This is a genomic window from Paraconexibacter sp. (assembly GCF_059438195.1).
The window spans coordinates 64,445-87,122 of record NZ_JBLKKY010000006.1 but is presented as its reverse complement, the minus strand read 5'-3'; the positions used below and the strand labels follow the sequence as shown (position 1 = coordinate 87,122).

Below are 22,678 nucleotides of genomic sequence, written 5' to 3'. Positions count from 1 at the left end.
CGCCGTGGCCCACGCGACCTTCCCCGTCGAGGTCCTCACGCCGGAGGGCGAGGTGTTCTCGGGCGACGTCGAGATGGTCTCGACGCGCACCGAGACGGGCTCGATCGGCATCCGGGCCCAGCACCAGCCGCTCCTCGGCATGCTCGCCCCGGCCGAGCTCCGGCTCCACAAGAGCGAGTCGGAGATCGTCCGGTACGCGCAGGGCGAGGGCTACGTCCAGGTCGCCGACGGTCGCGTCCTCATCCTCACCGAGGAGGCGCTGAAGCCCGAGGATCTCGACGTCGCCGACCTCCGCGAGAAGCTGCAGAAGGCCCAGGCGGCCTTCGACGCGGCGGATCCGCAGACCGAGGCCCAGGCCGTCGCGATCCGCGACAAGCGCCGCTGGGAGATGTTCCTCAACGTCGCCGAGGGCAACGCGCAGTAGCGCGCCGTCCGACCGCCGTTTCGCCGTACCGCCGCCCCCGGGTCCGACCCGGGGGCGGTTCTGTTTGCAGATGGGGCCTTCGATGGCTGCCCATCTGCAAAGAGCCCGGGACCGGTCACTCCGGCACGCAGCGCACTATTCGACGAGGCGCCGTGCCCAGGAGAACGTTCGTCGGGCGCCTCGATGTCGTTGAGGTGCCTGCGGTCGACGTCATCGGGCTCACCCGTCGATGCACGTGACGTACGCGATGACGCGCCACGAGCTGGTCGACGTCGATCCCGTCGTCGCGAGGTCGTCGGCGGTGACGAGCCACGTGCGGTCCTCCGACGGGACGCTCCTCACGATCGCGATCTGGTGGCGCGACGGCGGGATCGAGCTCGTCTCGCTCAGCGAGATCTCGGCTCCGCCGCCGGTCGCGATCTTGCCGAAGGGACAGGACGCCGAGACGGTCTTCGGCGAGTCGGTGGAGAAGGTCGAGGAGCTGGTCACGTGCTCGCGCCCGCCCGTCACGATCTGGCAGGCGACGCTGCCCGACGGCGACACGGAGCGGATCGCCTGTCCGCCCGGGCACCCCACGAAGATCCGGCGCTGCACCTCGTTGACGTCGATGTCGGTGCCGCTGACGGCGCCGCTCGCGATCTTCGCACCCGTCACGGCGTTGTCGGCGATCTTGCTCGTGCTGACGGCGCCGCTCGCGAGCTTCGTCGTGGTGACGGCGAGGTCGGCGAGCTGGCCCGTCCCGATCGCGCCGAGCGCGATCTTCGCGGCGGTCACCGCGAGGTCGGCGATCGCGGGGTCGGGGTAGGTGCCGGCGAGGTCGCCGCCGGCGACGGCGCCGTCGATCGTGCCGGACGGTCCTGCGGGACCCTGGGGTCCGACCGGTCCGGCGGCGCCGGTGTCGCCTTTGGGTCCCGCCGGTCCCGTCGGTCCCGCCGGTCCCGCCGGGCCCGCCGGTCCCGGCACCGGCGTGAGCTGGGCGCTCTGGGCGGCCACCTGGCCGCCGCCCATCTGGGCGATCGCGGCCTGGACGATCTGCGCCGCGGTGAAGCCGCCGACGCGTTCGGCGTTGAGGCCGGGGACGATGCCCGTGGCGTCGGAAGAGATCGTGAAAGGCACGTCGCCCGTCGTGTCGAAGTGGGCGGCCGGCCCCTTCTTGCGATTGCGCACACGGACGCACTCGTCGTCGTCGCGGCGGCATTCGAAGGAGGCGGCGCCGCCGCTGCCGGCGTTCTCGACGCGGAGCGCGTGGCGGCTGCCCTTCACCTTGGAGACGATGCGGGTCTCGGAGGTCGCGCTGCCCGTGGCGGGGTTGCGCTTGCCCTCGCGGATCGTCTGCCCGGTCCTGGCGTCGGCAGTGGGGGCGAGGGCGACGAGGAGCGTGGAGACGAGCCCGGCGGTCAACGCGACGCGGCGCCGGTGGGCCGCTCCGGAAAGCAGATGGTCGGCCATCGGCCGACCATCTCACCTCGATCCTTCCCTGCCATCAGGGCAGACCCGGAGATTCGCCCTGGCTGCGCCGGTCAGCGCGTGCTGCCCGCCTGACGGTCGCCCGCCTGGGAGCGGGCGTCCCCGGCGGCGCGCTCGGCCTCGCGGCGGGCGTCCTCGGCCTCGCGGGCCTGGCGATCGGCCTCGTCGGCCTTCGCGCGCGCCTCGTCGGCCTCCTCGCCTCGCCGGCGAGCCTCCTCCTCGAGCTCCGACGCGCGCTCCGCGGCGCGATCCTGCTCCTCGAGGCGCTCGGCCCGCGCGCGTGTGCCCTCGAGCGGGCGGCCGCCGTCGTCGCCGAGGTGGATGCCGTAGGCCTCGCTCACCGCGGCCAGCTCGGCGGTCGTCACGGTCCCGTCGTTCGCGGGGCCGCCGACGCCGTGGACGGTCTCGCCGGAGTAGGGGAGGCGGAGCTCGTCGCGCGTCGCAGACGCCTCGCGCAGCGGCACGAGGTGCTGCTTCTTCGAGAGCTTGCCGTGTTGGATCTCGCCGACGACCGGCTGATCGTCACGGAAGTACACCTCGTTCAGCTTGCCGATCTTCTCGCCGGAGGCGTCGATGACGTCGCGTCCGATCCACTGCTCGATGTTCTCGACCTGCACGGGTGGACTCCTTGTCTCTCGTTCTCCGTTCAGGCTTCGGATACCCGGAACCGGAGCTCCGACGCGCCGTGTGCCGACGGCGCGGGACGGGCGTGCGGCGCTCAGTCCCGCGAGATGCCCGCGTCGCGCACGCCCGCCTCGAGCGCCTCGAGGCCGAACCCATCGACCGGTCCGAGCGCGCCCGTCCCCTGGAGGCCACCCGAGGCGGCGGTCGTCGCCGCCCAGGCGAGCACGTCCCCGGTGAACGAGTAGCCGTCGACGCCCGCGAGTCGGACGGAGGCGAGCTCGTTGCCGACCGAGTCCTTCGCCGTCGCGAAGATGAGCGACCCGGTCCGCGCCCGCGCCTCGGCGTCCGGGCCTCCGGTCGAGCCCTTCACGAGGCGCGCGGAGAGGCGCTCCGCGGCTCCCGGGACGCCGGGGATCCTCAGCGTCGGCGCGGTGACGGCGGACATCACCTGCATCGGCCGGGAGAGCGGGCCGAACCAGCCGAGGAAGACGTCGACGTCGCGCACGGAGGGGGAGAGGCGCGGCAGCGCGAAGTGCTCGCTCGAGCCGACCGAGATCGCCGGCTTCCAGCGGCCGGGGCGCACCTCGAAGCGCGCGACCCGCTTCGCCGGGCGCTCGGTGGCGATCGCGGCGTCGCGGAACGTGTAGGCAGGCGACGTCAGACCGGACACGATGCTCGCGCGCGTCCCGCCGCTCATCGCGTCCGGGCCCGAGGCGCCGGTGAAGAAGTACCCGATCTCGACGCGCGCGGCCCGCTCGCCCGCCTCGGCGAGCGCGAGGCCCCCGGCGAGGTTGCCCGGCACCCAGTCGTAGCCCATCGCGGTGAGCAGGCCCACCTCCGCCGCCCGCGCGCGCGGCCCGTGGACCTCGAAGACCTCGCGGATGAACGCGCCCTCGCCCGTCGAGTCGAGGTAGTGCGCACCCGCGTCGATGGCCGCGTCGACGGCGGGGCGGCCCCAGCGCGTGAAGGGCCCGACCGTGGAGACGAGGACGTCCCCGCGCTCGACGAGCGCCCGCACCGTCTCCGGCCGCGTGACGTCCGCGACGGCCGTCTCGAGGCCGCCGAGCGCGGCGGCGAGCGCGTCGAGGCGCCCCTGACTGCGACCGGCGAGGACCGGCGAGGCGCCCCGGCCGACGAGCGCGCGGGCGACGAGATCGCCCGTGTAGCCCGTGGCCCCGAACACGACGATGCGGCTGCTCATGGGCGGGGAGGCTATCCCGCGCCGCCCGCCTCGGCCCGGTCCGCGTGGACCGCCTCGTCGCCGCTCGTCGCTACGCTGAGGGGATGGACGCGCGCGCTCTCGCCGAGCGGCTGATGACGTACGACACGTCCAAGCCCGACGAGCTCACCTCCGCTGCCGCGTTCGTGAAGGGCTGGCTCGAGTCCCGTGACGTCGAGGTCGCGCACCACGACCACAACGGGCTGCCGGTCATCACGGCGAAGGCGGGGCCGGTCACCGGCCCCCTCGTCGTGCTGCACGGGCACCTCGACGTCGTCCCCGCGCGCGAGGGCCAGTTCACGCCGCGCGTCGAGGGGGACCGCCTCATCGGCCGCGGCGCCTACGACATGAAGGGCGCCCTCGCGGCGATGATGCTCGCGACGAGCGACGCGGCTCGCCAGGACGCCGTCCGGGTCCTCTTCCTCTGCGTGCCCGACGAGGAGTCCGAGGACGTGGAGGACCGCTCGACCGACCGTCTCATCGCCGACGGCCTCCGCGCCGACTTCGCGATCACCGGAGAGCCGACCGACCTCCACGTCGGGATCGAGGCGAAGGGCGTCCTCGCGCTGCGCTGCGTCGTCCAGGGCCGGGCCGCCCACGGATCGACGCCTTGGCTCGGCGACAATGCGATCCTCAAGGCGCACGACGCGTACCGCCGCATCGAGACGCTCCCGTTCAGCCGCGAGAGCTCCGAGATGTTCGACCGCCCGTCGATCAACCTCGCCCGGATCGACGGCGGCGACGCGTTCAACAAGGTCCCCGACACCTGCTCCATGGACGTCGACATCCGCTTCCTCCCGACCCAGGACGCCCGCGCCATCATCGAGCAGGTGCGCGAGATCCCCGATCTCGAGATCGTGAAGTGCTTCACCCGTCCGCCGGCGACCGTCGAGCGGACGAACCCGTTCGTCCAGGCGCTGCGCGACGCCGTCAGCGGCACGACCGAGGGCGAGGCGCTCTCGATCGGCCGAGACGGCGCGAGCGACGCCGTCTCGTTCCTCGAGGCCGGGGTCCCGGCCGTCGAGTTCGGGCCGATCGGAGGAGGCCACCACGGTCCCGACGAATGGGTCTCGGTGACCTCGCTCGAGCGCTACCGCCGCGCCCTCGGCGACTTCATCGGCCTCCTCCCCGCCCGGCTCGAGGGGCGCGGCGGCCTCCGCGCGGTCGAGGACGGCGTCGCGTGAGCGACCTCCCGCCCGGTCTCGGGCCGGCTCAGGACGAGCCGCCGCCCCACCTCGGCCGCGGGCTGCTCATCCGCGGCGCGCTCGGCGCGCTCGCGATCGCGCTCTGCGCCGTCCTCGCGACGGCGACCGCGGGGATCCTCCAGATCAAGGACTTCGCGGACGACCTCGAGGTGATCGGCGGTCTCGAGACGGCGAGCGCGAGCGGCGAGGAGGAGGGCCCGCCGCCGATCACGAAGGCGGAGGCGGGCGACGCCCGGACGTTCCTCCTCCTCGGCTCCGACCGCCGCTACAACGACCTCAAGAAGAACAACTCGGCGCTCGAGGAGGACGTCCCCGCGCGCTCGGACACGATGATGCTGGTCCGGCTCGATCCCGACGAGCCGGTGACGAGCGTCCTCTCGGTGCCGCGTGACCTCCGCGTCGAGATCCCCGGGCACGGCTGGGCGAAGCTCAACGACTCCTACGCGCTCGGCGGGCCGGCGCTCACGTCGCAGACCCTCCAGGAGCTCCTCGGGATCGAGATCAACCACGTCGTCAACGCGACGTTCGGCGGGTTCCGCAAGGCGGTGACGACGGTCGGCTGCGTCTACGCCGACATCGACCGGCGCTACTACCACTCCAACGAGGGCCTCCCGCAGAGCCAGCACTACGCGGAGATCGACATCCAGCCGGGCTACCAGGAGCTCTGCGGGCAGAAGGCCCTCGACTACGTCCGCTTCCGGCACGCCGACAGCGACCTGGTGCGGGCCGCGCGCCAGCAGGACTTCCTGCGGGCGATGAAGGACCAGGTCTCGAGCTCCCAGCTCTTCGACGACCGCGACGAGCTGCTCGACATCTTCCTCGACGCCGTGCAGGTGGACGGAGAGCTCAAGCGCGTGACGACGCTCGAGAGCGTCCTCAAGCTCGCGGTCTTCTCGGCCGGCAAGCCGGTGCGCCAGGTGCCGTTCCCGGCGAACTTCGTCCAGGAGGGCGAGATCAGCTACGTGGAGGCGAGCCAGGCGTCGGTCGATCGCGCCGTCGACCGCTTCCTCGATCCCCCCGACGGGGAGAAGCCGAAGACGGACGCCGAGGGGCCCTCCGACCCGGACGACCCCGCGGAGGCCGACGACCCGTCCGACGCGAAGGACCGCGAGAAGGAGCCGAAGAAGGCGAAGGTCGACCTGTCGCTCCTGCGCAACATCCGCACGGAGAGCGAGAACCGGGTCGCCGAGATCGTCGCGAGCGGCGAGCTCGACTTCCCGCTCTACTTCCCCTCGCGGGCGACGAACCCGGGCCGGTTCACGGAGACCGAGCCGAACCCGCGCGTCTACACGGTGCGCAATCGGGCCGACAAGAAGCACAAGGCCTACCGCATGGTCTTCGTCCACAACGCGCTCGAGGGTCAGTACTACGGCGTCCAGGGGACGACGTGGCGCACGCCGCCGATCCTCGAGAACCCCACGTCGAAGCGCAAGGTCCACGGCAGGACGCTCTTGCTCTACCGTGATGGGTCGCGCCTGCGCTTCGTCGCATGGCGGACCGACGACGCCGTGTACTGGGTGTCGAACACCTTGACGAAGAACCTCTCGAACGACCAGATGCTCGGCATCGCGTCGACCCTCAAGCGCTTCAAGTGAGCACGGCCCCGCAGGAGGGGCCCCCGCGTCTCGCGCGGGGGCTCTACAAGCGATTCGCACTCGGTGCGCTCGTCATCGCCTTCATGGCGATGGTGTCGACGTCGACCGCCGTGCTCATGGAGGTCGACCGCGCGGCAGACATCTTCGACGACCTGTCGGCGCCGCTCGGCGAGGACACGACGAACGCCCTCGACGACGTCGACCCGGGGAAGCCGCAGACGATCATCGTGCTCGGCTCCGACGAGCGCTACATCGACCGCGTGCAGGGCAACAAGGTCCGCTCGGACACGATCATCGTCGTCCGGCTCGACCCGTCGAAGGGGGCGACGGCGATCATGTCGCTCCCGCGCGACCTCGTCGTCGACATCCCGGGCTACGGCCGCGACCGCATCAACGCCGCCTACGCCCTCGGCGGCCCGGCGCTCACCGTGAAGACCGTCCGGGCGCTCCTCGACACGCCCATCCACCACGTCGTCAACGTCAACTTCGGCGGCTTCCGGCGCGCCGTCGACCGTCTCGGCTGCGTGTACACCGACATCGACCGGCGGTACTTCAACGACAACAACCCGCCCAACGGCGGCGGTCCGAAGTACGCGACGATCGACGTGAAGGCCGGCTACCAGCGCCTCTGCGGTCAGGACGCTCTCGACTACGTCCGCTACCGGCACTTCGACTCCGATCTCGTCCGCGGCGCGCGCCAGCAGGAGTTCCTGCGCTCGGCGAAGGACCAGATCGGCGTCTCGGAGATCTTCGACGACCGCGACGAGCTCCTCAAGATCTTCGCCCGCTACACCCAGACCGACATCCGCGGGACGAGCGCGATCCTCCGGCTCCTCAAGCTCGTGTACGAGAGCTCGAACCAGCCGATCCAGGAGATCCAGTTCCGCGCCGAGGACAACGGGTCGGGCGCCCTCACGATGCCGCCCGAGCGGCTGCGGCGGACCGTCGAGCGGTTCCTCGGCGCGAAGGCGAGCCCCGGCGCCCGCGGCGAGGCGGAGAAGACGCGTGAGGACCGCTCGCGCGAGCGCACCCAGCGCAAGCGGCGCTCCGGCGACGCCCCGAAGGGCCTCTTCAACGCCGCACGCGTCGCCGAGGACGAGGGGATCAAGCTCGGGGCGCGGCTCGTCTTCCCGGTCTACTACCCGAAGCTCGCCGCCATCGGGTCGACGTACGTCCCGGGCGACAACCGCGTCTACGACATCTACGACCGCGGCCGGCGCAAGTACCGCGCCTACCGGATGGTCGTCTCCGCCCCCGGCGTGGGCCAGTACTACGGCATCCAGGGGACGAACTGGATGGCGCCGCCGATCCTCGACAACCCGAGCGAGACGCGGAAGGTCGGCGGCCGCACCCTGGAGCTGCATTTCGACGGCGACCGGCTGCGGCTCGTCGCCTGGCGGACCGAACGCGCCGTCTACTGGGTGACGAACACCCTCCTGCAGACCCTCACGAACACCCAGATGCTCGGAATCGCAGAGTCCCTCACGCGCGTCGGTGCGCGATGATCTCGCTACCCTTCCCCGCCTCATGAGCGACCGCGAGCCCATCGGCGTCATCGGCACCGGCTACGTCGGCCTCGTCACCGCGGCCGGCTTCGCCGAGCTCGGCAGCGACGTCCACTGCATCGACATCGACGCCGACAAGATCGAGCGTCTCCAGCGCGGCGAGATCCCGATCTACGAGCCGGGCCTCGAGGAGATGGTGGCCCGCAACCGGGAGCGCCTCCACTTCTCGACCGACATCTCCCGCGCTCTCGAAGGGGCGCGCCTGCTCTTCGTCGCCGTCGGCACTCCGCCGACCTACTCGGGCGATGCCGACCTCTCGGCCGTCCACGCGGTCGTCGGCTCGATGCCGCCCTCGGACCGCCACGCGCTCGTCATGAAGTCGACGGTCCCGGTGGGCACCGGCAGGAGCATCAAGCGCGTCTTCGAGGAGCAGGGGAAGGGCGGGTTCCGCTACGTCTCGTGCCCCGAGTTCCTCAAGGAGGGCACGGCGATCGACGACTTCATGCGCCCCGATCGCGTCGTCATCGGCGACGACGCCGACTGGGCGGGCGAGGCGGTCACCGAGCTCTACAAGCCGCTCCTCACGCCGGAGCACGGCGGCGCCGGTCCCGGCGAGCTCGTCCGCACCGACATCGCGAGCGCGGAGATGGTGAAGCTCGCGGCGAACGCATTCCTCGCGACGAAGATCAGCTTCATCAACGAGATCGCGAACGTCTGCGAGGAGACGGGCGCCGACGTCATCGAGGTCGCCCGCGGCATGGGCCTCGACCAGCGCATCGGGCCGAAGTTCCTCCAGGCGGGCATCGGCTTCGGCGGCTCGTGCTTCCCGAAGGACGTCACCGCGCTCAAGCAGCTCGCGGGCAACTCCGGCTACCACTTCCAGCTCCTCAACGCGGTCATCGAGGTCAACGAGCTGCAGAAGCGCCGCGTCATCGGCAAGCTGCACAAGCACCTCGGCCCGCTCGTCGGCAAGGACATCGCGCTGCTCGGCCTCGCGTTCAAGCCGAACACCGACGACATGCGTGAGGCGTCCTCGCTCGTCCTCAGCGCTCGTCTGCAGGCCGCGGGCGCACGCGTCCGCGCCTACGACCCGATCGCCGAGGAGGAGGCGAGGAAGCTCCTCCCGGGCGTGGGCTTCTGCCCCGGCGCGATGGACGCGATCGACGGCGCGGACGCGGTCGTCCTCGTCACCGAGTGGGACGAGTTCAAGGACCTCGACTGGGGAGAGGTCTCCGACGCGATGGACGGGACCCTCGTCGTCGACGGTCGCAACGCCCTCGACGGCGACGCGGTCCGCGGAGCGGGTCTCGTGTACGAGGGGATCGGGCGCGGCTCGTGACGCCGGACGCCCGGTCCTCCCACGGGCGGAGGTGACGACGTGCAGGCGGTGATCCTCGTGGGGGGTGAGGGGACGCGGCTGCGGCCCCTCACGTCCGGCGTGCCCAAGCCGATCGTCACGCTCGTCGACCGGCCGTTCATGGCCTACATGCTCCAGTGGCTCCACGCCCACGGGGTGGACGACGTCATCATGTCGTGCGGCTTCCTCGCGACGAAGGTGAAGGACGTCCTCGGCGACGGCTCCGACTACGGCGTCCGCCTGCGCTTCGTCGAGGAGCCGGAGCCGCGGGGGACGGCCGGCGCCCTCAAGTACGCCGAGGAGCACCTCGAGGACCGCTTCCTCATGCTCAACGGCGACGTCCTCACCGACGTCGACGTGAGCGCGCAGATCGCCCAGCACGAGCGGACGGGCGCGGTCGGCACGCTCGGCCTCGTCCCGGTCGAGGACCCGTCGGCGTACGGGCTGGTGCTCACCGAGGACGACGGCGAGGTCCGCGGGTTCCTCGAGAAGCCAGAGCGCTCGCAGCTCGCCGGGGTCGACGAGTACCTCATCTCGGCGGGGATCTACGTCCTCGAGCGGGCGGTCCTCGACATGATCGAGCCGCACCGCAACGTGTCGATCGAGCGCGAGATCTGGCCGGCGCTCGTGGGGGAGGGCCTCTACGGCTACGCCGCCCACGACGCGTACTGGATGGACATCGGAACGCCGCAGCGCTATCTGCAGGGGACCGCCGACATCCTCGACGGCTCGGTCCACACCGAGGTCCAGACGCGCCTCGAGTCCGGCCTCCACGTCGCGGGCGAGGTGTCGCCCGGCGCCGTCGTCAACGCGCCGGCGATCGTCGAGACCGGCGCCGTCGTCGAGCCCGGGGCGACCGTCGGCCCGCACGCGGTCGTCGGACCGGGGGCCCGCATCGGCGGCGGCGCGACGGTGAAGCGCAGCGTCGTCCTCGGCGGCGCGTCGATCGGCGCCGACGTGACCGTCTCCGACGCGATCGTGGCGCCGAACGCGGCGATCGGGGACCGCACGGTGGTCGAGTCCGAGGCCGTTCTCGGGGACGGCGCGAAGGTGGGAGCGGACAACCTTCTCAGCCGAGGTGTCAAGGTGTTCCCAGGCGCGTGCGTCGGAGACGGGGCGATCCGCTTCTAGCGCGGCGCGGGTGAGCGAGAGGAGAGACATGAGCACGACGCACGAGCAGTCCCTCGATCGAGATGCCGTCGCGAAGGTCGACAGCTCCGACCAGATCACGGACGTCCTCGCGCTGCCCGAGCACGTGCGCGACGCGCTGTGGAAGGCGGAGTCCGCCGGGCTCGAGCGATGGGACAGCCCGGGAGGGCTCATCGTCGCCGGGATGGGCGGCTCGGGTGTCGCCGGGCTCCTCGCCCGCGCGATGCTCGGCGACCGCGCCGTGCGACCGATCCTCCTCGCCCGCGACTACGGGCTCCCGGCGTGGACGACGCCCGACACCACCGTGCTCTGCGCGTCGTACTCGGGCAACACCGAGGAGGTCCTCGCCTGCTACGAGGCGGCCGGGCACCTCGGCGCGCAGCGGGTCGTCGCGACGAGCGGTGGCAAGCTCGCGCAGATCGCGCGGCGCGAGGGCGTCCCCGTCATCCCGGTCGCCGGCGGGCTGCGGTCGCGCGCCGCGGTCGGCTACATGACCGTCGCCGCGCTCGAGGTCGCCGCGCAGTGCGGCGCGGGCCCGCGGCTCGCGTCCGAGCTCGACGTCGCCGCCGAGAGCCTCGAGGGCCAGGTCGTCGAGTGGGGGCCCGACGGGGAGGAGGACGGCCGCGCGAAGGCGCTCGCCCGCGCTCTCCACGGGACGATCCCGGTCATCGCGGGCACGGGTGCGACGGGCCCCGTCGCCTACCGCTGGAAGACCCAGTTCAACGCGAACGCCAAGATCCCCGCCTTCTCGCACGAGCTGCCGGAGCTCGATCACAACGAGCTGCAGGGCTGGGAAGGCGCGCGCGGGCTCGGCCCGTTCAGCGCGGTCTTCCTCGACGACGCCGACTGCCATCCGAGGATGAGCGGGCGGATCGAGCTCACCCGCCAGCTCGTCGAGCCCCACGCCGCCGGGACGCACGTCGTCTCGTCGGTCGGGCGGACGAGCGTCGAGCGGGTCCTGGGGCTCGTGCTGCTCGGCGATCTCGCGTCGATCTACCTCGCGGTGCTGCGCGGAGAGGACCCCGGGCCGCTCGGCTCGGTGGATCAGTTGAAGGGGGAGCTCGCGGCGCGCTGAGCGTGTGCCGGGGGTTCTCGCCGGGCTGCGGTCCGGGCGGGAGCTGACATTCCCCTTCGCTCCGCATTCCGGCCTCCGGCCGTGATGCGACGCCGCTCCGGGGAACGTCATCTCCCACCCGTCGCCGGCGCCGGGGGTGCCCGCGCCTCCGTCGCGCCGGAGAGGGCCGGTCCGGTCCCCCGGCCTCGCTGGGGGGCTGGGGTGGCAGCGCCGCCGTCCCCTGTCGCCGGCGGCCTGCGGCGATTCGGCGACGCTCCACGTCGCCGGTTCTCCACACGTCCGCGCGACGCGCGACGTGCGGCGTCGCAGCGACGCCACGCGTCGCCGCATCGCCGAACGGCCCGCGACCCCACCAGCGCCCGCAGCACCACCCAGCAGAAGAAGCAAGCCGCGCCGCTACGCGGCCGACCGGGGTGGGGCGGGACGTCCCCTGGAGCGGCGTCGCAAGACGCCCGGAGGGCGGGTTGCGGAGCGCAAGGGGATGTCCCGCCCCACCCCGACCACGACCTGACGAACGGCGTGGCGCCGCGTGAACCTTGACACGATCGTGGTAAGGTTCGCCGCGGATGGACGCGCTCACGATCAACGAGGCGGCCGAGACGACCGGCTGGTCGGCTCGGATGCTGCGCTACGTCGAGCGGCTGGGGCTCATCGAGCCGCGCCGCTCGCAGGCCGGCTACCGCCTCTACGGTCCCGCCGAGCTGCAGCGGCTGCGCACCCTGCGCGAGCTGCTGTCCACGTACGACGTGGGCCTCGGCGACGTGGGCTTCGCGCTGCGCATGCGGCGCGACCGCGACCTTCGCGAGGCGGTCGACGGGTGGCTCGAGAGCGAGCCCGCGCGACCGGAGCACGTTCCCGCGAGCAACTGGCTGCGCTGGGAGCAGGACAAGCATCAGCGGCTCCTCGCGGCCGCCGGGGCGACGACGCCCGACGACGACTGACCCACTCGACACCACTGACGTAAAGGACGCGATGAGCACCCCCACGACGGTTCTGTCCCCGAGCGACTTCAAGGTCGCCGACCTCTCCCTCGCGGCGTACGGCCGCAAGGAGATCGAGCTCGCCGAGCACGAGATGCCCGGCCTCATGGCCCTCCGCGAGGAGTTCGGCGAGAGCAAGCCGCTCTCCGGCGCCCGCATCACCGGGTCGCTCCACATGACGATCCAGACCGCGGTCCTCATCGAGACGCTCACGGCGCTCGGCGCCGACGTCCGCTGGGCGTCCTGCAACATCTTCTCGACGCAGGACCATGCGGCCGCCGCGATCGCCGTCGGCCCGAACGGCACGCCCGACGAGCCGCAGGGCGTCCCGGTCTTCGCCTGGAAGGGCGAGACGCTGGAGGAGTACTGGTGGTGCACCGAGCAGGTCCTCCGCTGGCCGGGCGACACCGGGCCGAACATGATCCTCGACGACGGCGGTGACGCGACGCTCCTCGTCCACAAGGGCAAGGAGTTCGAGGACGCCGGCGCCGTGCCGGACCCGTCGACGGGCGGCTCGGAGGAGTTCGAGGTCTTCCTCACGCTCCTGCAGCGCTCGCTCTCCGAGGATCCGAAGCGCTGGACGAAGATCGCCGAGGGCATCCAGGGCGTCACCGAGGAGACGACGACCGGCGTCCACCGCCTCTACGAGATGCAGCGCGACGGGAAGCTCCTCTTCCCCGCGATCAACGTCAACGACTCCGTCACGAAGTCGAAGTTCGACAACCTCTACGGCTGCCGCCACTCGCTCGTCGACGGCATCAACCGCGCGGTCGACGTCATGCTCGCCGGCAAGGTCGCGGTCGTCTGCGGCTACGGCGACGTCGGCAAGGGCTCGGCCGCCTCGCTCAAGGCCCAGGGCGCCCGCGTCATCATCACCGAGGTCGACCCCATCTGCGCGCTCCAGGCCGCGATGGAGGGCTTCCAGGTGACGACGCTCGAGGACGTCGTCGAGACCGCCGACGTCTTCATCACGACGACGGGCAACAAGGACATCATCACGCGCGACCACATGGCGCGGATGAAGCACCAGGCGATCGTGGGCAACATCGGCCACTTCGACAACGAGATCGACATCGCCGGCCTCGCCCGCACCGAGGGCATCGAGCGGATCAACATCAAGCCGCAGGTCGACGAGTGGCGCTTCCCCGACGGGAAGTCGATCATCCTCCTCAGCGAGGGTCGCCTCCTCAACCTCGGCAACGCGACGGGCCACCCGTCCTTCGTCATGTCGTCGTCGTTCACGAACCAGACGATCGCCCAGATCGAGCTGTTCACGAAGAACGACGACTACGAGAAGAAGGTCTACGTGCTCCCGAAGCACCTCGACGAGAAGGTCGCCCGCCTCCACCTCCCCGCGCTCGGCGTGAAGCTCACCGAGCTGCGGACGGAGCAGGCGGACTACATCGGCGTCCCGGTCGACGGCCCCTACAAGCCCGACCACTACCGCTACTAGCCCAGAGCGCGCCTCGTCGTCGCTGCCGGCACGCACCGCGAGGGGCCCGTGCTTCCGCACTCGCCCCTCGCGGCGCGCAACGGCAGTGACCACGATCCGGGGCTCCGGGCTCTCATCGGCGGCTGATGAGCACTCCACCACGCACCTCCGACGTCGCCGACCTCGCCCTCGCGGACGCCGGGCGGGACCGGATCACCTGGGCGGACGCCCAGATGCCGGTCCTCGCCGCGCTCCGCGAGCGGTTCGCGGTGGAGCGACCGTTCGACGGGGTCGTCGTCGCCGCGTGTCTCCACGTCACGGCGGAGACGGCGAACCTCGTCCGCGCGCTCATCGCCGGGGGCGCGGAGGTCGCGCTCTGCGCGGCGAACCCCCTCTCGACGCAGGACGACATCGCCGCGGCGCTCGTCGTCCACGAGGGGGCCGAGGTCCACGCCCGCCGCGGCGAGGACGTCGAGACGTACATCGGCCACGTCGCGACCCTGGTCGCCCGCGGCCCGCAGGTGACGCTCGACGACGGCGCCGACCTCATCAGCGTCATCCACGCCGGTCACCCGAAGATCCTCGAGGGCCTCCTCGGCGGCACGGAGGAGACGACGACGGGCCTGGTGCGCCTCCGCGCGCTCGAGGCCGAGGGGACGCTCGCCTGCCCGGTCATCGCCGTCAACGAGGCGCTGTCCGAGCGCGTGTTCAACGACCGCTACGGGACGGGCCAGTCGACGCTCGACGGGCTGCTCCGCGCGACGAACATCCTCCTCGCCGGCCGCACGGTCGTCGTCATGGGCTACGGCTGGACGGGGAAGGGCATCGCGCAGCGCGCCCGGGGCATGGGCGCGATCGTCCTCGTGTGCGAGGTCGACGAGCGGCGCGCGCTCGAGGCCCGCATGGAGGGCTACGAGGTCGTGCGGGCGGTGGACGCCGCCCGGCGCGGCGACGTCTTCATCACCGTCACCGGCGTGCAGAAGGTGCTCCGGACCGAGCACTTCGCCGAGATGAAGGACGGCGCGATCCTCGCGAACGCCGGCCACTTCGACGTCGAGATCGACCTCGAGGCCTTGCGGGGCGCGGCGAGCGGGCCGCCCACCCAGGTCCTCCCGCTCGTCGAGCAGTACGACGTGGCCGGCCGGCGGCTCAACCTCCTCGCGGAGGGGCGGGTCGTCAACCTCGCGGCGGCGCAGGGCCACCCGGCGGCGGTGATGGACATGAGCTTCGCCGGGCAGGCCCTCGCGATCGAGGAGCTCGTCACGAGGCGGGAGGGCCTCGGCGCCGGGGTGCACCCGGTCTCGCCGCGGATCGACCGCGAGGTCGCGCGGCTGAAGCTCGCCTCGCTCGGCGTCGAGATCGACGCTCTCACCGAGGAGCAGACGGCCTACAGGACGCGCTGGGAGCCGGCCCCGTAGCCTGCCCCGCCATGGACGTCCGAGCTCAGGTCCTCGCCGCGGGTCTCGGGACCCGCCTGCGCCCCCTCACGCACGAGATCCCCAAGCCGATGGTGCCGGTCCTCGACCGGCCCGTGATGGCGCACATCGTCGATCACATCCACCGCGCCGGGATCGGCGACATCATCGCGAACCTCCATCACTTCCCCGACACCATCCGCTCGCACTTCGGCGACTCGATCGAGTACGTCTACGAGGAGGAGCTCACGGGGACGGCCGGCGGCGTGCGGCGCTGCAAGGACTTCTTCGGCGGCGAGACGTTCCTCGTCTTCTCCGGCGACGCGCTCACGGACATCGACATCGCCCGGTTCCACGCGCGCCACAAGGAGGCGGGTGGCATCGCGACGATCGCCGCGAAGCGCGTGAGCGACACGCGGGAGTACGGGGTCATCGTCCACGACCGCGACGGGCGCATCAGCGCGTTCCAGGAGAAGCCGCACCCCGACGAGGCGCTCAGCGACCTCGCGAACACGTGCATCTACTTCTTCGAGCCCGAGATCTTCGACTACTTCCCCGACACCGAGTTCGTCGACTTCGCGAACGACGTCTTCCCGGCGCTCCTCGCGGCCGACGTCCCCTTCCACGTCCACGACATCGGCGACGAGTACTGGAACGACGTCGGCTCGCTCCACGAGCTCAAGCAGGGCACCTTCGACGCGATGACCGGCGAGCTCGACCTGCAGGCGCCGGGCCGCGAGGTCGCCGAGGGCGTCGTCGTCGGCGAGGGCTCCTCGGTCGACGCCGCCGAGGTCGTCGAGGGTCCCGTGTGGGTCGGCCGCGACGTCCGCATCGGCCGCGGCGTCCACCTCCAGGGCCCGCTCGTCATCGGCGACGGCGCCGCGGTCGGCGACGGCTCGCGCCTCAAGGACTCGGTCGTCCTGCCCGGCACCGTGCTCGCGGACGGGACGATCCTCATCGGCGCGATCACCGGCCACGCGGCCGGGCTGCGCGAGGGGATGTGAGGGAGCTCACCCGGTCACGTCCCGGACGGTGGCGAGGACGGCTCCCGGCCGGCCGGTGACCTCGCACCACGTGAAGCGGCCGAGCGAGTAGCCGAGGCGCTCGAGCTGCACGGCCTTCGCCTCGTCCCGCCAACGTTGCCCGCGCGTGAGCTCGTGGTGCCGGCGGCTGTCGAGCTCGATCGCGTGCATCCGCTCCGGGATGCACGCATCGACCTCGCATCCGCCGCCCCAGGGGAAGGGAACCCACATGTTGAGGCGCGGGAGGATCGCGAGCGGTGGCGCTGCGTCGCGCACGAGCGCGAGGAAGGCGACCTCCAAGGGCGACCTCGTCCGTTGGGGTGACGAGTGGCGGCCGAGGTCGAGCGCGGCGGTGAGGGCGCGAAGGCCGTGATGGCCCGTCGCGCGCCGCATCGCCTCGGCGAGGGCTGACTCGTCCCACAGGTCGGCGATGACGACCTCTTCGAGCAGCCGGCTGAGGCGGTCGACGTCGAGCGAGGTCGCGAGCTCGATGAGCACCCGCGGCCACGTGAGCGTCGGGACGCGGTCGATCATCGCCGCGTCCTCGTCGGCGAGGTGGCGATAGTGGTGGACGACGACGGCGGCGGACGACACGGTCCGACCACGGGGTGCGAACGTGATGTCTGCCGCTCCAGTGCATGAGGTTGACGTGCGCCGCCGCGGACTGGTGGGAGAGATACGAGTCGGGTCCAGCGGCGCGGACCGCGGCGAGCCGCCGCGCCGTGGGTGTGAGATGTGCGTGCCCGACGGCGTAGACGCCGTCGTAGAGCTCGATGAGCAGGCCGCGGTCGCGTCGACGCCCGATCATGCGCCGCGTCACGCCGAGCATCCGGAGATCGTCCCTCGTCGCGATCCCGTGATCGCGGTCGGCGATGAGCGCGATCACCTCGTCGGGGTGACGTGGCCAGTCAGGCGTACCTCCACGGTGGTGATTCCTATCCACGTCCGGCAGGGTCGCCCGCCGGGACCGCGCGCTGCGCTCGCGGCGCGGGTTCTCAGGCGTTTCGCTGCAGATCCTCCAGGCGCTCGGCGCGCTGGGCGTCGCGCTCGGAGTCGGAGAGCGCCTTGATGAAGAGGAAGGCGAGCGCGATCCCCATGACGACGGACTGCTCGATGGCCATGATCGCGCCGGCGAGGGCCTGGTCGTCGCTCGCCGACAGGCCCCAGTAGTCCGGCTGGGTCTCGTAGACGGCGTAGAGCGGCTCGGGCGCGAAGGTGAGGAAGACGCCGAGGATGCCGACGAAGACCTTGGTGACGGCCATGTAGACGACCGGTCCGAGCCCGCCGAGCGCCTGGCGGGAGCGGATGGGGGAGAGGAGGTGCCACCAGTAGAGACCCCCGGCGAAGGTGAAGAAGACGTGCTCGAGGACGTGGACGACCTCGTTCTCGACGGCGGCGTCGTAGAGCGCCGGCACGTGCCAGACCCACATCACGCCGACGTAGAGCAGGATCGCGAAGACCGGCCCGCCGAACCACCCGGCGCGCCGCTCGACCGGGTGGAGGGTCCGCGTCGCGGGCCGCAGCATCACCTTCGTGAGCCCGAGCAGGAGGAGGATCGGGACGACGTCGAGGAGCAGGACGTGCTGCACCATGTGCATCGCGAAGATCTGCTCGCCGAGGGCGTCGATCGGGCTGAAGAGCGACGCCGCGAGGAGGACGATGCCGGTGAGGAAGAGCGCGACGCGCCACCAGGGCGCGTTGCGGTCGGGCTCCGGGCCGGACCGGACCTCGCGCAGCCGCCAGAGGTACGCCCCGAGCAGGATCGCGACGAGGAGGATCGGTCCAGGCGAGAAGCTCCACGACGCGTCCGGTGACATGCCTGCGAATCGTCGCAGACGGGTCTGGAGCCGTGACGCCGGACGAGGGACGATCGGCGCGGTGGCGCCCCGTCCGCAGATGCTCCTCGACCTCCTCGTCCCGCCCGTGTGCCTCGTCTGCCGCGCGCCGGGCGCCGAGCTCTGCGCGCGCTGCCGGCAGGCGCTGCCGCGCCTGGAGACCGCGGCGCTCTGTCCCCGCTGCGCGCTGCCGGCCCCGTGCGGAGCCCGCTGCCCCGCCTCCGGCCAGGCGTTCGCGGCCGCCTGGGCCCCGTTCGCCCACGAGGGGCCGGCCCGCACGCTCGTCGCCGCCCTCAAGTTCCGCCGCGCCTACGCCGCGGCCGGCCTCCTCGCCGAGGCGATCGTCGAGACGGCGCCCCCGGCGCTGCTCGACGGCGCCGTCGTCGTCCCCGTCCCCGCCCATCCGGCGCGCCGCCGGCGGCGGGGGGTCGACCACGCCCGGCTCCTCGCCGTCGCGGTCGCGCGACGCGCGCGCCTGCGCTGCACCCCGCGCGCGCTCACCCGCGAGGTGACGGCCGGCCGGCAGGTCGGCGCCGGCCGTGCCGCGCGGCTCGCCGCCCGGCACGAGGTCGTCGCCCGGGCCTCGGGACCGGGCCGCGTCGTCCTCGTGGACGACGTCCACACGACCGGCGCGACGCTCGACGCCTGCGCCCGGGCCCTTCTCCGCGCGGGGCATCGCGAGGTCGTCGCGTGCACCGCCGTCCGGGCCCTGCTCACCGCGGGCCGGGCGGGGACGTGAGCGCGGGACGGCCGAGCCGCGCCGCCGCCCGGCCCGTCCCACCGCGCCGTCCCCGAGGGCCGTGCCGCCCGCGATGACCGCCGAGGAGGGCGATCTCGGGAGGACCGCAGGGCGTACGCGGACGCGCGGAGGCCGCAGAGGGGGCACAGGGGCCCCCGGACCGCCGGTCCAGGCGGCGTTATCACAAAAGGCCGTCGAGAGGTGTTGCGGTCCGCCGACCGGGTCCGTATGGTCGTCGAAACCCCGCCCATCGACCAGGAGGTTGGGAATGCAGATCGAGGTGAAGGGCCGCAACTGCCCCGTCACGGACGAGCTCAGGGCTCACGTGGCCAAGCGCTTCACGAAGGTCGGCAACCAGGTGAGCGAGTTCGCTCGCCTCGAGGTCGAGTTCTCCGAGGAGCGCAACCCCGCGATCCCTGACAAGCACTGCGTGCGGGCGACCCTCTATCTCAAGGGCGTCACCCTCCACGCGCACGACGCGGCCCGGGACCTCCGTCACGCCATCAACCTCTGCGAGCAGGAGCTCGGCCGCCAGGTGAAGCGGCACCGCGTCAAGCGGCGCAAGCGCCGTGAGGCGCGCGCTTCCGGGGGCGTCCGAGGCCTTTCGCCCGCCTGATCCACGAACACCTGAGCGCGCCCGTACCCGAGGCGCGCGCGGGGCCCGACGCGGCCTCGCCGACCACGGTGCCCGCGCCGTCCGATCCGGACGGGCGGGCGTCGTCGCGCTGGTACCCTCGGCCCTATGGGCATCCTCGATCGCGCGCTGAACGTCGGCGAGAAGAAGCAGTTCCGCCAGTACGAGAAGCGCGTCGCCTCGATCGGCGCGTTCGAGCCCGAGCTGGAGCTCGAGTCCGACGACGAGCTGCGTGAGCGGTTCGCGGCTCTGCGTGTCCGCGTCCAGGAGGAGGGCGCCTCGCTCGACGAGGTCCTCCCCGAGTCCTTCGCGATCACGCGCGAGGCCTCGAAGCGCGTCATGGGCATGCGTCACTTCGACGTCCAGCTCATCGGCGGCATGGTCCTCCACTCGGGCCAGATCGCCGAGATGAAGACGGGCGAGGGCAAGACGCTCACCGCGACCCTCCCCGTCGTCCTCAACGCCCTCGCGGGCCGCGGCGTCCACGTCGTCACGGTCAACGACTACCTCGCCCGCCGCGACGCCGAGTGGATGAGCCCGATCTACGGCTTCCTCGGCCTGGCCGTCGGCGTGCTGCAGAACATGCAGCCCGCCGAGCACAAGCGCGCCGCCTACGCGTCGGACATCACGTACGGGACGAACTCCGAGTTCGGCTTCGACTACCTGCGCGACAACATGGCGACGTCGCTGGACGGCAAGGTCCAGCACGGCGGCCGCTACACCGAGGACGGCCGCCCGCTCGCGACGCACAACTTCGCGATCGTCGACGAGGTCGACAACATCCTCATCGACGAGGCGCGGACGCCGCTCATCATCTCGGGAGCCCCCGAGAAGGCCGCCGACCTCTACGTCCAGTTCGCCAAGCTCGCGAAGGTGATGGAGGCCGGCGCGCGGCCCGAGGGGATGGACCCGCGGCAGAAGAAGGAGTTCGTCGCCGAGTACGACTACGAGTTCGAGGAGAAGCACAAGACCGTCTCGGTGACCGAGCGGGGCGTCGAGAAGGCCGAGAAGTTCCTCGGGATCGACCACCTGTACCGGGCCGAGAACGGCCACATGGTCAACCACCTCATCCAGTCGCTGAAGGCCGAGTCGCTCTACAAGCGCGACGTCGACTACGCGGTCGTCGACGGCGAGGTGAAGATCATCGACGAGTTCACGGGCCGGATCCTCGACGGCCGCCGGTGGTCGGAGGGCCTCCACCAGGCGATGGAGGCGAAGGAGGGCGTCCGCGTCCAGGAGGAGAACCAGACCCTCGCGACGATCACGCTCCAGAACTACTTCCGGATGTACGACAAGCTCGCCGGGATGACGGGCACCGCCCTCACCGAGGCGACCGAGTTCATGAAGATCTACGAGCTCGGCGTCGTCCAGATCCCGACGAACCGGCCGATGGTCCGCATGGACCAGAACGACCAGGTCTACAAGACGAAGGACGGCAAGTGGGACGCCGTCGTCTCCGAGATCGCCGCGCGGCACGAGAAGGGCCAGCCCATCCTCGTGGGGACGATCTCGGTCGAGGTCTCGGAGATGCTGTCCGAGCAGCTCTCGAATCTCGGCATCAAGCACTCGGTCCTCAACGCGAAGCCGGAGCACGTCGCCCGCGAGGCGGAGACGGTCGCCGAGGCGGGCCGCCTCGGTGCCGTGACCATCGCGACGAACATGGCGGGGCGTGGCGTCGACATCAAGCTCGGCGGCAACGCCGAGCACCTCGCCGAGCTCGAGCTGCGCAATCTCGGCCTCGCGCCGGGCGATCCCGACTACGACGAGCGCCGCGAGCAGATCTTCCCCGTGATCGAGGGCCGGGTCGAGGAGGAGCGCGAGAAGGTCCTCGAGGCGGGCGGGCTCTTCATCGTCGGCACCGAGCGGCACGAGTCGCGACGGATCGACAACCAGCTCCGCGGCCGCGCCGGCCGCCAGGGCGACCCGGGGGAGTCGCGCTTCTTCCTCAGCGCCGAGGACGACCTCGTCCGCCTCTTCGCCGGCGACCGGATCTACAAGATCCTCGACCGCCTCGGCACCGTCGACTCCGAGGGGCACGAGGAGCCGATCGAGGCCGGGATGCTCTCGAAGCAGATCGAGAAGGCGCAGAAGAAGGTCGAGGAGCAGAACTTCCTCATCCGCAAGCGCGTCCTCGAGTACGACGACGTGCTCAACAAGCAGCGCGACATCATCTACCGCTACCGCGACGACGTCCTCGAGGGCCGCGACATGGGCGGTCCGGCACGCGAGCACATCCGCAACGTCATCGATCGCCTCGTCGCCGAGTACACCCCGGGCGAGTACGTCGAGGACTGGGACCTCGACGGCCTCTGGGCCGCGCTCGAGGACGTGTGGCCGATCGGCATGGAGCCCGACGAGCTCGCGACGGGCGGCGTCGGCCGCGAGGAGGCCGTCGAGCTCCTCACGGACGACGCGATCGCGCGCTACGACGAGCGCGAGGAGGAGCTGGGGGACGAGCTCATGCGTGCCCTCGAGCGCTACCTGCTGCTCCAGATCATCGATCAGCGCTGGCGCGAGCACCTCTACGACATGGACTACCTGCGCGAGGGCATCCACCTCCGCGGGTTCGCCCAGATCGACCCCCTCGTCGCCTACAAGAACGAGGGCTACGACCTCTTCCAGGACCTCATCAACACGATCTGGTCGGACTTCGCGCGGATGATCTTCAACGTCGAGGTGAAGGTCGAGCAGCCCGTCGCCGACCCGGCCGAGGCCTCCGGCGTCGAGCCCGACGCCGAGGCGCCCTCCCGCATCCAGTACACGGGCGGAGCGGGCACGGCGCAGCCGAGCGCGCTCACGGCGGCCGCGGCCGGCGGCGTCATGAGCGCCGACTCCTACGGCGACGTGCCGACCGAGCAGCCCGAGCAGGCGGTGCCCGCGGTGCAGCAGCGCCGGGTCGACGAGACCGAGCAGGTCGGTCGCAACGACCCCTGCTGGTGCGGGTCCGGCAAGAAGTACAAGAAGTGCCACGGCGCCTGAGCCGCCGCTGACGCCGCTGACC

At 71.8% G+C, this 22,678-nt stretch carries 19 protein-coding genes and 1 pseudogene; 14 read left to right on the top strand and 6 right to left on the bottom strand.

Annotation, left to right across the window (positions count from 1 at the left end; genetic code table 11):
* Positions 1-4: 4 nt before the first annotated feature.
* A complete protein-coding gene (atpC, locus tag ACME2J_RS03740) occupies positions 5-424 on the top strand; it encodes an ATP synthase F1 subunit epsilon (RefSeq protein ID WP_495543528.1) in 420 nt (139 codons plus the stop codon).
* A gap of 219 nt (positions 425-643) precedes the next feature.
* Here atpC and ACME2J_RS03735 read toward each other — a convergent pair whose 3' ends face one another.
* The 3 genes from ACME2J_RS03735 to ACME2J_RS03725 form a co-directional block, all read right to left on the bottom strand.
* Positions 644-1,873, bottom strand: a complete 1,230-nt coding sequence (locus ACME2J_RS03735) for a hypothetical protein (RefSeq protein WP_495543527.1) — start codon at positions 1,871-1,873, stop codon at positions 644-646.
* A 71-nt stretch (positions 1,874-1,944) separates the two neighbouring features.
* Positions 1,945-2,508 carry a PRC-barrel domain-containing protein gene (locus tag ACME2J_RS03730; RefSeq protein WP_495543526.1) on the bottom strand — a complete coding sequence of 188 codons (564 nt, stop codon included), beginning with the start codon at positions 2,506-2,508 and terminating at the stop codon, positions 1,945-1,947.
* Between the two features lie 101 nt (positions 2,509-2,609).
* Positions 2,610-3,716 (bottom strand): saccharopine dehydrogenase family protein, encoded by a 1,107-nt coding sequence (locus ACME2J_RS03725; RefSeq protein ID WP_495543525.1) that lies wholly within the window; start codon positions 3,714-3,716, stop codon positions 2,610-2,612.
* 83 nt (positions 3,717-3,799) lie between these two features.
* On the opposite strand from ACME2J_RS03725, the gene ACME2J_RS03720 reads away from it, so the two are divergent.
* From ACME2J_RS03720 to ACME2J_RS03675, 10 genes are all read left to right on the top strand, one after another.
* Positions 3,800-4,918: a M20 family metallopeptidase gene (locus tag ACME2J_RS03720; RefSeq protein ID WP_495543524.1), complete on the top strand. Its 1,119-nt coding sequence runs from the start codon at positions 3,800-3,802 to the stop codon at positions 4,916-4,918.
* Complete coding sequence (locus tag ACME2J_RS03715; RefSeq protein WP_495543523.1) at positions 4,915-6,534, top strand: LCP family protein; 1,620 nt, start codon at positions 4,915-4,917, stop codon at positions 6,532-6,534. The genes ACME2J_RS03720 and ACME2J_RS03715 overlap by 4 nt, the downstream gene beginning before the upstream one ends.
* The gene (locus tag ACME2J_RS03710; protein ID WP_495543522.1) at positions 6,531-8,039 is read left to right on the top strand and encodes an LCP family protein; all 1,509 of its coding nucleotides are present in this window, start codon (positions 6,531-6,533) and stop codon (positions 8,037-8,039) included. The genes ACME2J_RS03715 and ACME2J_RS03710 overlap by 4 nt, the downstream gene beginning before the upstream one ends.
* Positions 8,040-8,061: 22 nt before the next feature.
* On the top strand, positions 8,062-9,378 hold the full coding sequence (locus ACME2J_RS03705) for a UDP-glucose dehydrogenase family protein (protein WP_495543521.1): 1,317 nt from the start codon (positions 8,062-8,064) through the stop codon (positions 9,376-9,378).
* A gap of 39 nt (positions 9,379-9,417) precedes the next feature.
* Positions 9,418-10,527, top strand: coding sequence for a nucleotidyltransferase family protein (locus ACME2J_RS03700; protein WP_495543520.1), 1,110 nt, complete (start codon positions 9,418-9,420; stop codon positions 10,525-10,527).
* A 28-nt stretch (positions 10,528-10,555) separates the two neighbouring features.
* Positions 10,556-11,620, top strand: a complete 1,065-nt coding sequence (locus ACME2J_RS03695) for a bifunctional phosphoglucose/phosphomannose isomerase (RefSeq protein ID WP_495543519.1) — start codon at positions 10,556-10,558, stop codon at positions 11,618-11,620.
* 566 nt (positions 11,621-12,186) lie between these two features.
* Positions 12,187-12,561 (top strand): MerR family transcriptional regulator, encoded by a 375-nt coding sequence (locus ACME2J_RS03690; RefSeq protein ID WP_495543518.1) that lies wholly within the window; start codon positions 12,187-12,189, stop codon positions 12,559-12,561.
* Positions 12,562-12,592: 31 nt separating this feature from the next.
* The gene (gene ahcY, locus ACME2J_RS03685) at positions 12,593-14,053 is read left to right on the top strand and encodes an adenosylhomocysteinase (protein ID WP_495543517.1); all 1,461 of its coding nucleotides are present in this window, start codon (positions 12,593-12,595) and stop codon (positions 14,051-14,053) included.
* A gap of 125 nt (positions 14,054-14,178) precedes the next feature.
* The gene (gene ahcY, locus ACME2J_RS03680) at positions 14,179-15,450 is read left to right on the top strand and encodes an adenosylhomocysteinase (RefSeq protein ID WP_495543516.1); all 1,272 of its coding nucleotides are present in this window, start codon (positions 14,179-14,181) and stop codon (positions 15,448-15,450) included.
* Between the two features lie 11 nt (positions 15,451-15,461).
* Positions 15,462-16,451, top strand: coding sequence for a nucleotidyltransferase family protein (locus tag ACME2J_RS03675; RefSeq protein WP_495543515.1), 990 nt, complete (start codon positions 15,462-15,464; stop codon positions 16,449-16,451).
* Between the two features lie 6 nt (positions 16,452-16,457).
* On the opposite strand, the gene ACME2J_RS03670 is transcribed toward ACME2J_RS03675, so the two are convergent.
* The 3 genes and pseudogenes from ACME2J_RS03670 to ACME2J_RS03660 all read right to left on the bottom strand — a co-directional run bounded on the left by ACME2J_RS03670 (position 16,458) and on the right by ACME2J_RS03660 (position 18,286).
* Positions 16,458-17,063: a putative endonuclease domain-containing protein gene (locus ACME2J_RS03670; protein WP_495543514.1), complete on the bottom strand. Its 606-nt coding sequence runs from the start codon at positions 17,061-17,063 to the stop codon at positions 16,458-16,460.
* Between the two features lie 163 nt (positions 17,064-17,226).
* Positions 17,227-17,355, bottom strand: a pseudogene (locus ACME2J_RS03665) (type IV toxin-antitoxin system AbiEi family antitoxin domain-containing protein); the annotation flags it as partial.
* A 109-nt stretch (positions 17,356-17,464) separates the two neighbouring features.
* Positions 17,465-18,286: a cytochrome c oxidase assembly protein gene (locus ACME2J_RS03660; protein WP_495543513.1), complete on the bottom strand. Its 822-nt coding sequence runs from the start codon at positions 18,284-18,286 to the stop codon at positions 17,465-17,467.
* A gap of 61 nt (positions 18,287-18,347) precedes the next feature.
* On the opposite strand from ACME2J_RS03660, the gene ACME2J_RS03655 reads away from it, so the two are divergent.
* The 3 genes from ACME2J_RS03655 (at position 18,348) to secA (ending at position 22,656) form a co-directional block, all read left to right on the top strand.
* Positions 18,348-19,043, top strand: coding sequence for a ComF family protein (locus tag ACME2J_RS03655; protein WP_495543512.1), 696 nt, complete (start codon positions 18,348-18,350; stop codon positions 19,041-19,043).
* A 268-nt stretch (positions 19,044-19,311) separates the two neighbouring features.
* Complete coding sequence (hpf, locus tag ACME2J_RS03650) at positions 19,312-19,659, top strand: ribosome hibernation-promoting factor, HPF/YfiA family (RefSeq protein WP_495543511.1); 348 nt, start codon at positions 19,312-19,314, stop codon at positions 19,657-19,659.
* A gap of 126 nt (positions 19,660-19,785) precedes the next feature.
* Entirely contained in the window at positions 19,786-22,656 is a 2,871-nt protein-coding gene (gene secA, locus ACME2J_RS03645; RefSeq protein WP_495543510.1) for a preprotein translocase subunit SecA, read from the top strand.
* Positions 22,657-22,678: the final 22 nt, after the last annotated feature.

Excerpts from the sequence above, each read along its gene's own strand:
- ACME2J_RS03735 (WP_495543527.1), bottom strand. The coding sequence starts at position 1,873 with ATGGCCGACCATCTGCTTTCCGGAGCGGCCCACCGGCGCCGCGTCGCG.
- ACME2J_RS03725 (WP_495543525.1), bottom strand. The coding sequence starts at position 3,716 with ATGAGCAGCCGCATCGTCGTGTTCGGGGCCACGGGCTACACGGGCGAT.
- ACME2J_RS03720 (WP_495543524.1), top strand. The coding sequence starts at position 3,800 with ATGGACGCGCGCGCTCTCGCCGAGCGGCTGATGACGTACGACACGTCC.
- ACME2J_RS03705 (WP_495543521.1), top strand. The coding sequence starts at position 8,062 with ATGAGCGACCGCGAGCCCATCGGCGTCATCGGCACCGGCTACGTCGGC.
- ACME2J_RS03695 (WP_495543519.1), top strand. The coding sequence starts at position 10,556 with ATGAGCACGACGCACGAGCAGTCCCTCGATCGAGATGCCGTCGCGAAG.
- ACME2J_RS03690 (WP_495543518.1), top strand. The coding sequence starts at position 12,187 with ATGGACGCGCTCACGATCAACGAGGCGGCCGAGACGACCGGCTGGTCG.
- ahcY (WP_495543517.1), top strand. The coding sequence starts at position 12,593 with ATGAGCACCCCCACGACGGTTCTGTCCCCGAGCGACTTCAAGGTCGCC.
- ahcY (WP_495543516.1), top strand. The coding sequence starts at position 14,179 with ATGAGCACTCCACCACGCACCTCCGACGTCGCCGACCTCGCCCTCGCG.
- ACME2J_RS03675 (WP_495543515.1), top strand. The coding sequence starts at position 15,462 with ATGGACGTCCGAGCTCAGGTCCTCGCCGCGGGTCTCGGGACCCGCCTG.
- ACME2J_RS03660 (WP_495543513.1), bottom strand. The coding sequence starts at position 18,286 with ATGTCACCGGACGCGTCGTGGAGCTTCTCGCCTGGACCGATCCTCCTC.
- hpf (WP_495543511.1), top strand. The coding sequence starts at position 19,312 with ATGCAGATCGAGGTGAAGGGCCGCAACTGCCCCGTCACGGACGAGCTC.
- secA (WP_495543510.1), top strand. The coding sequence starts at position 19,786 with ATGGGCATCCTCGATCGCGCGCTGAACGTCGGCGAGAAGAAGCAGTTC.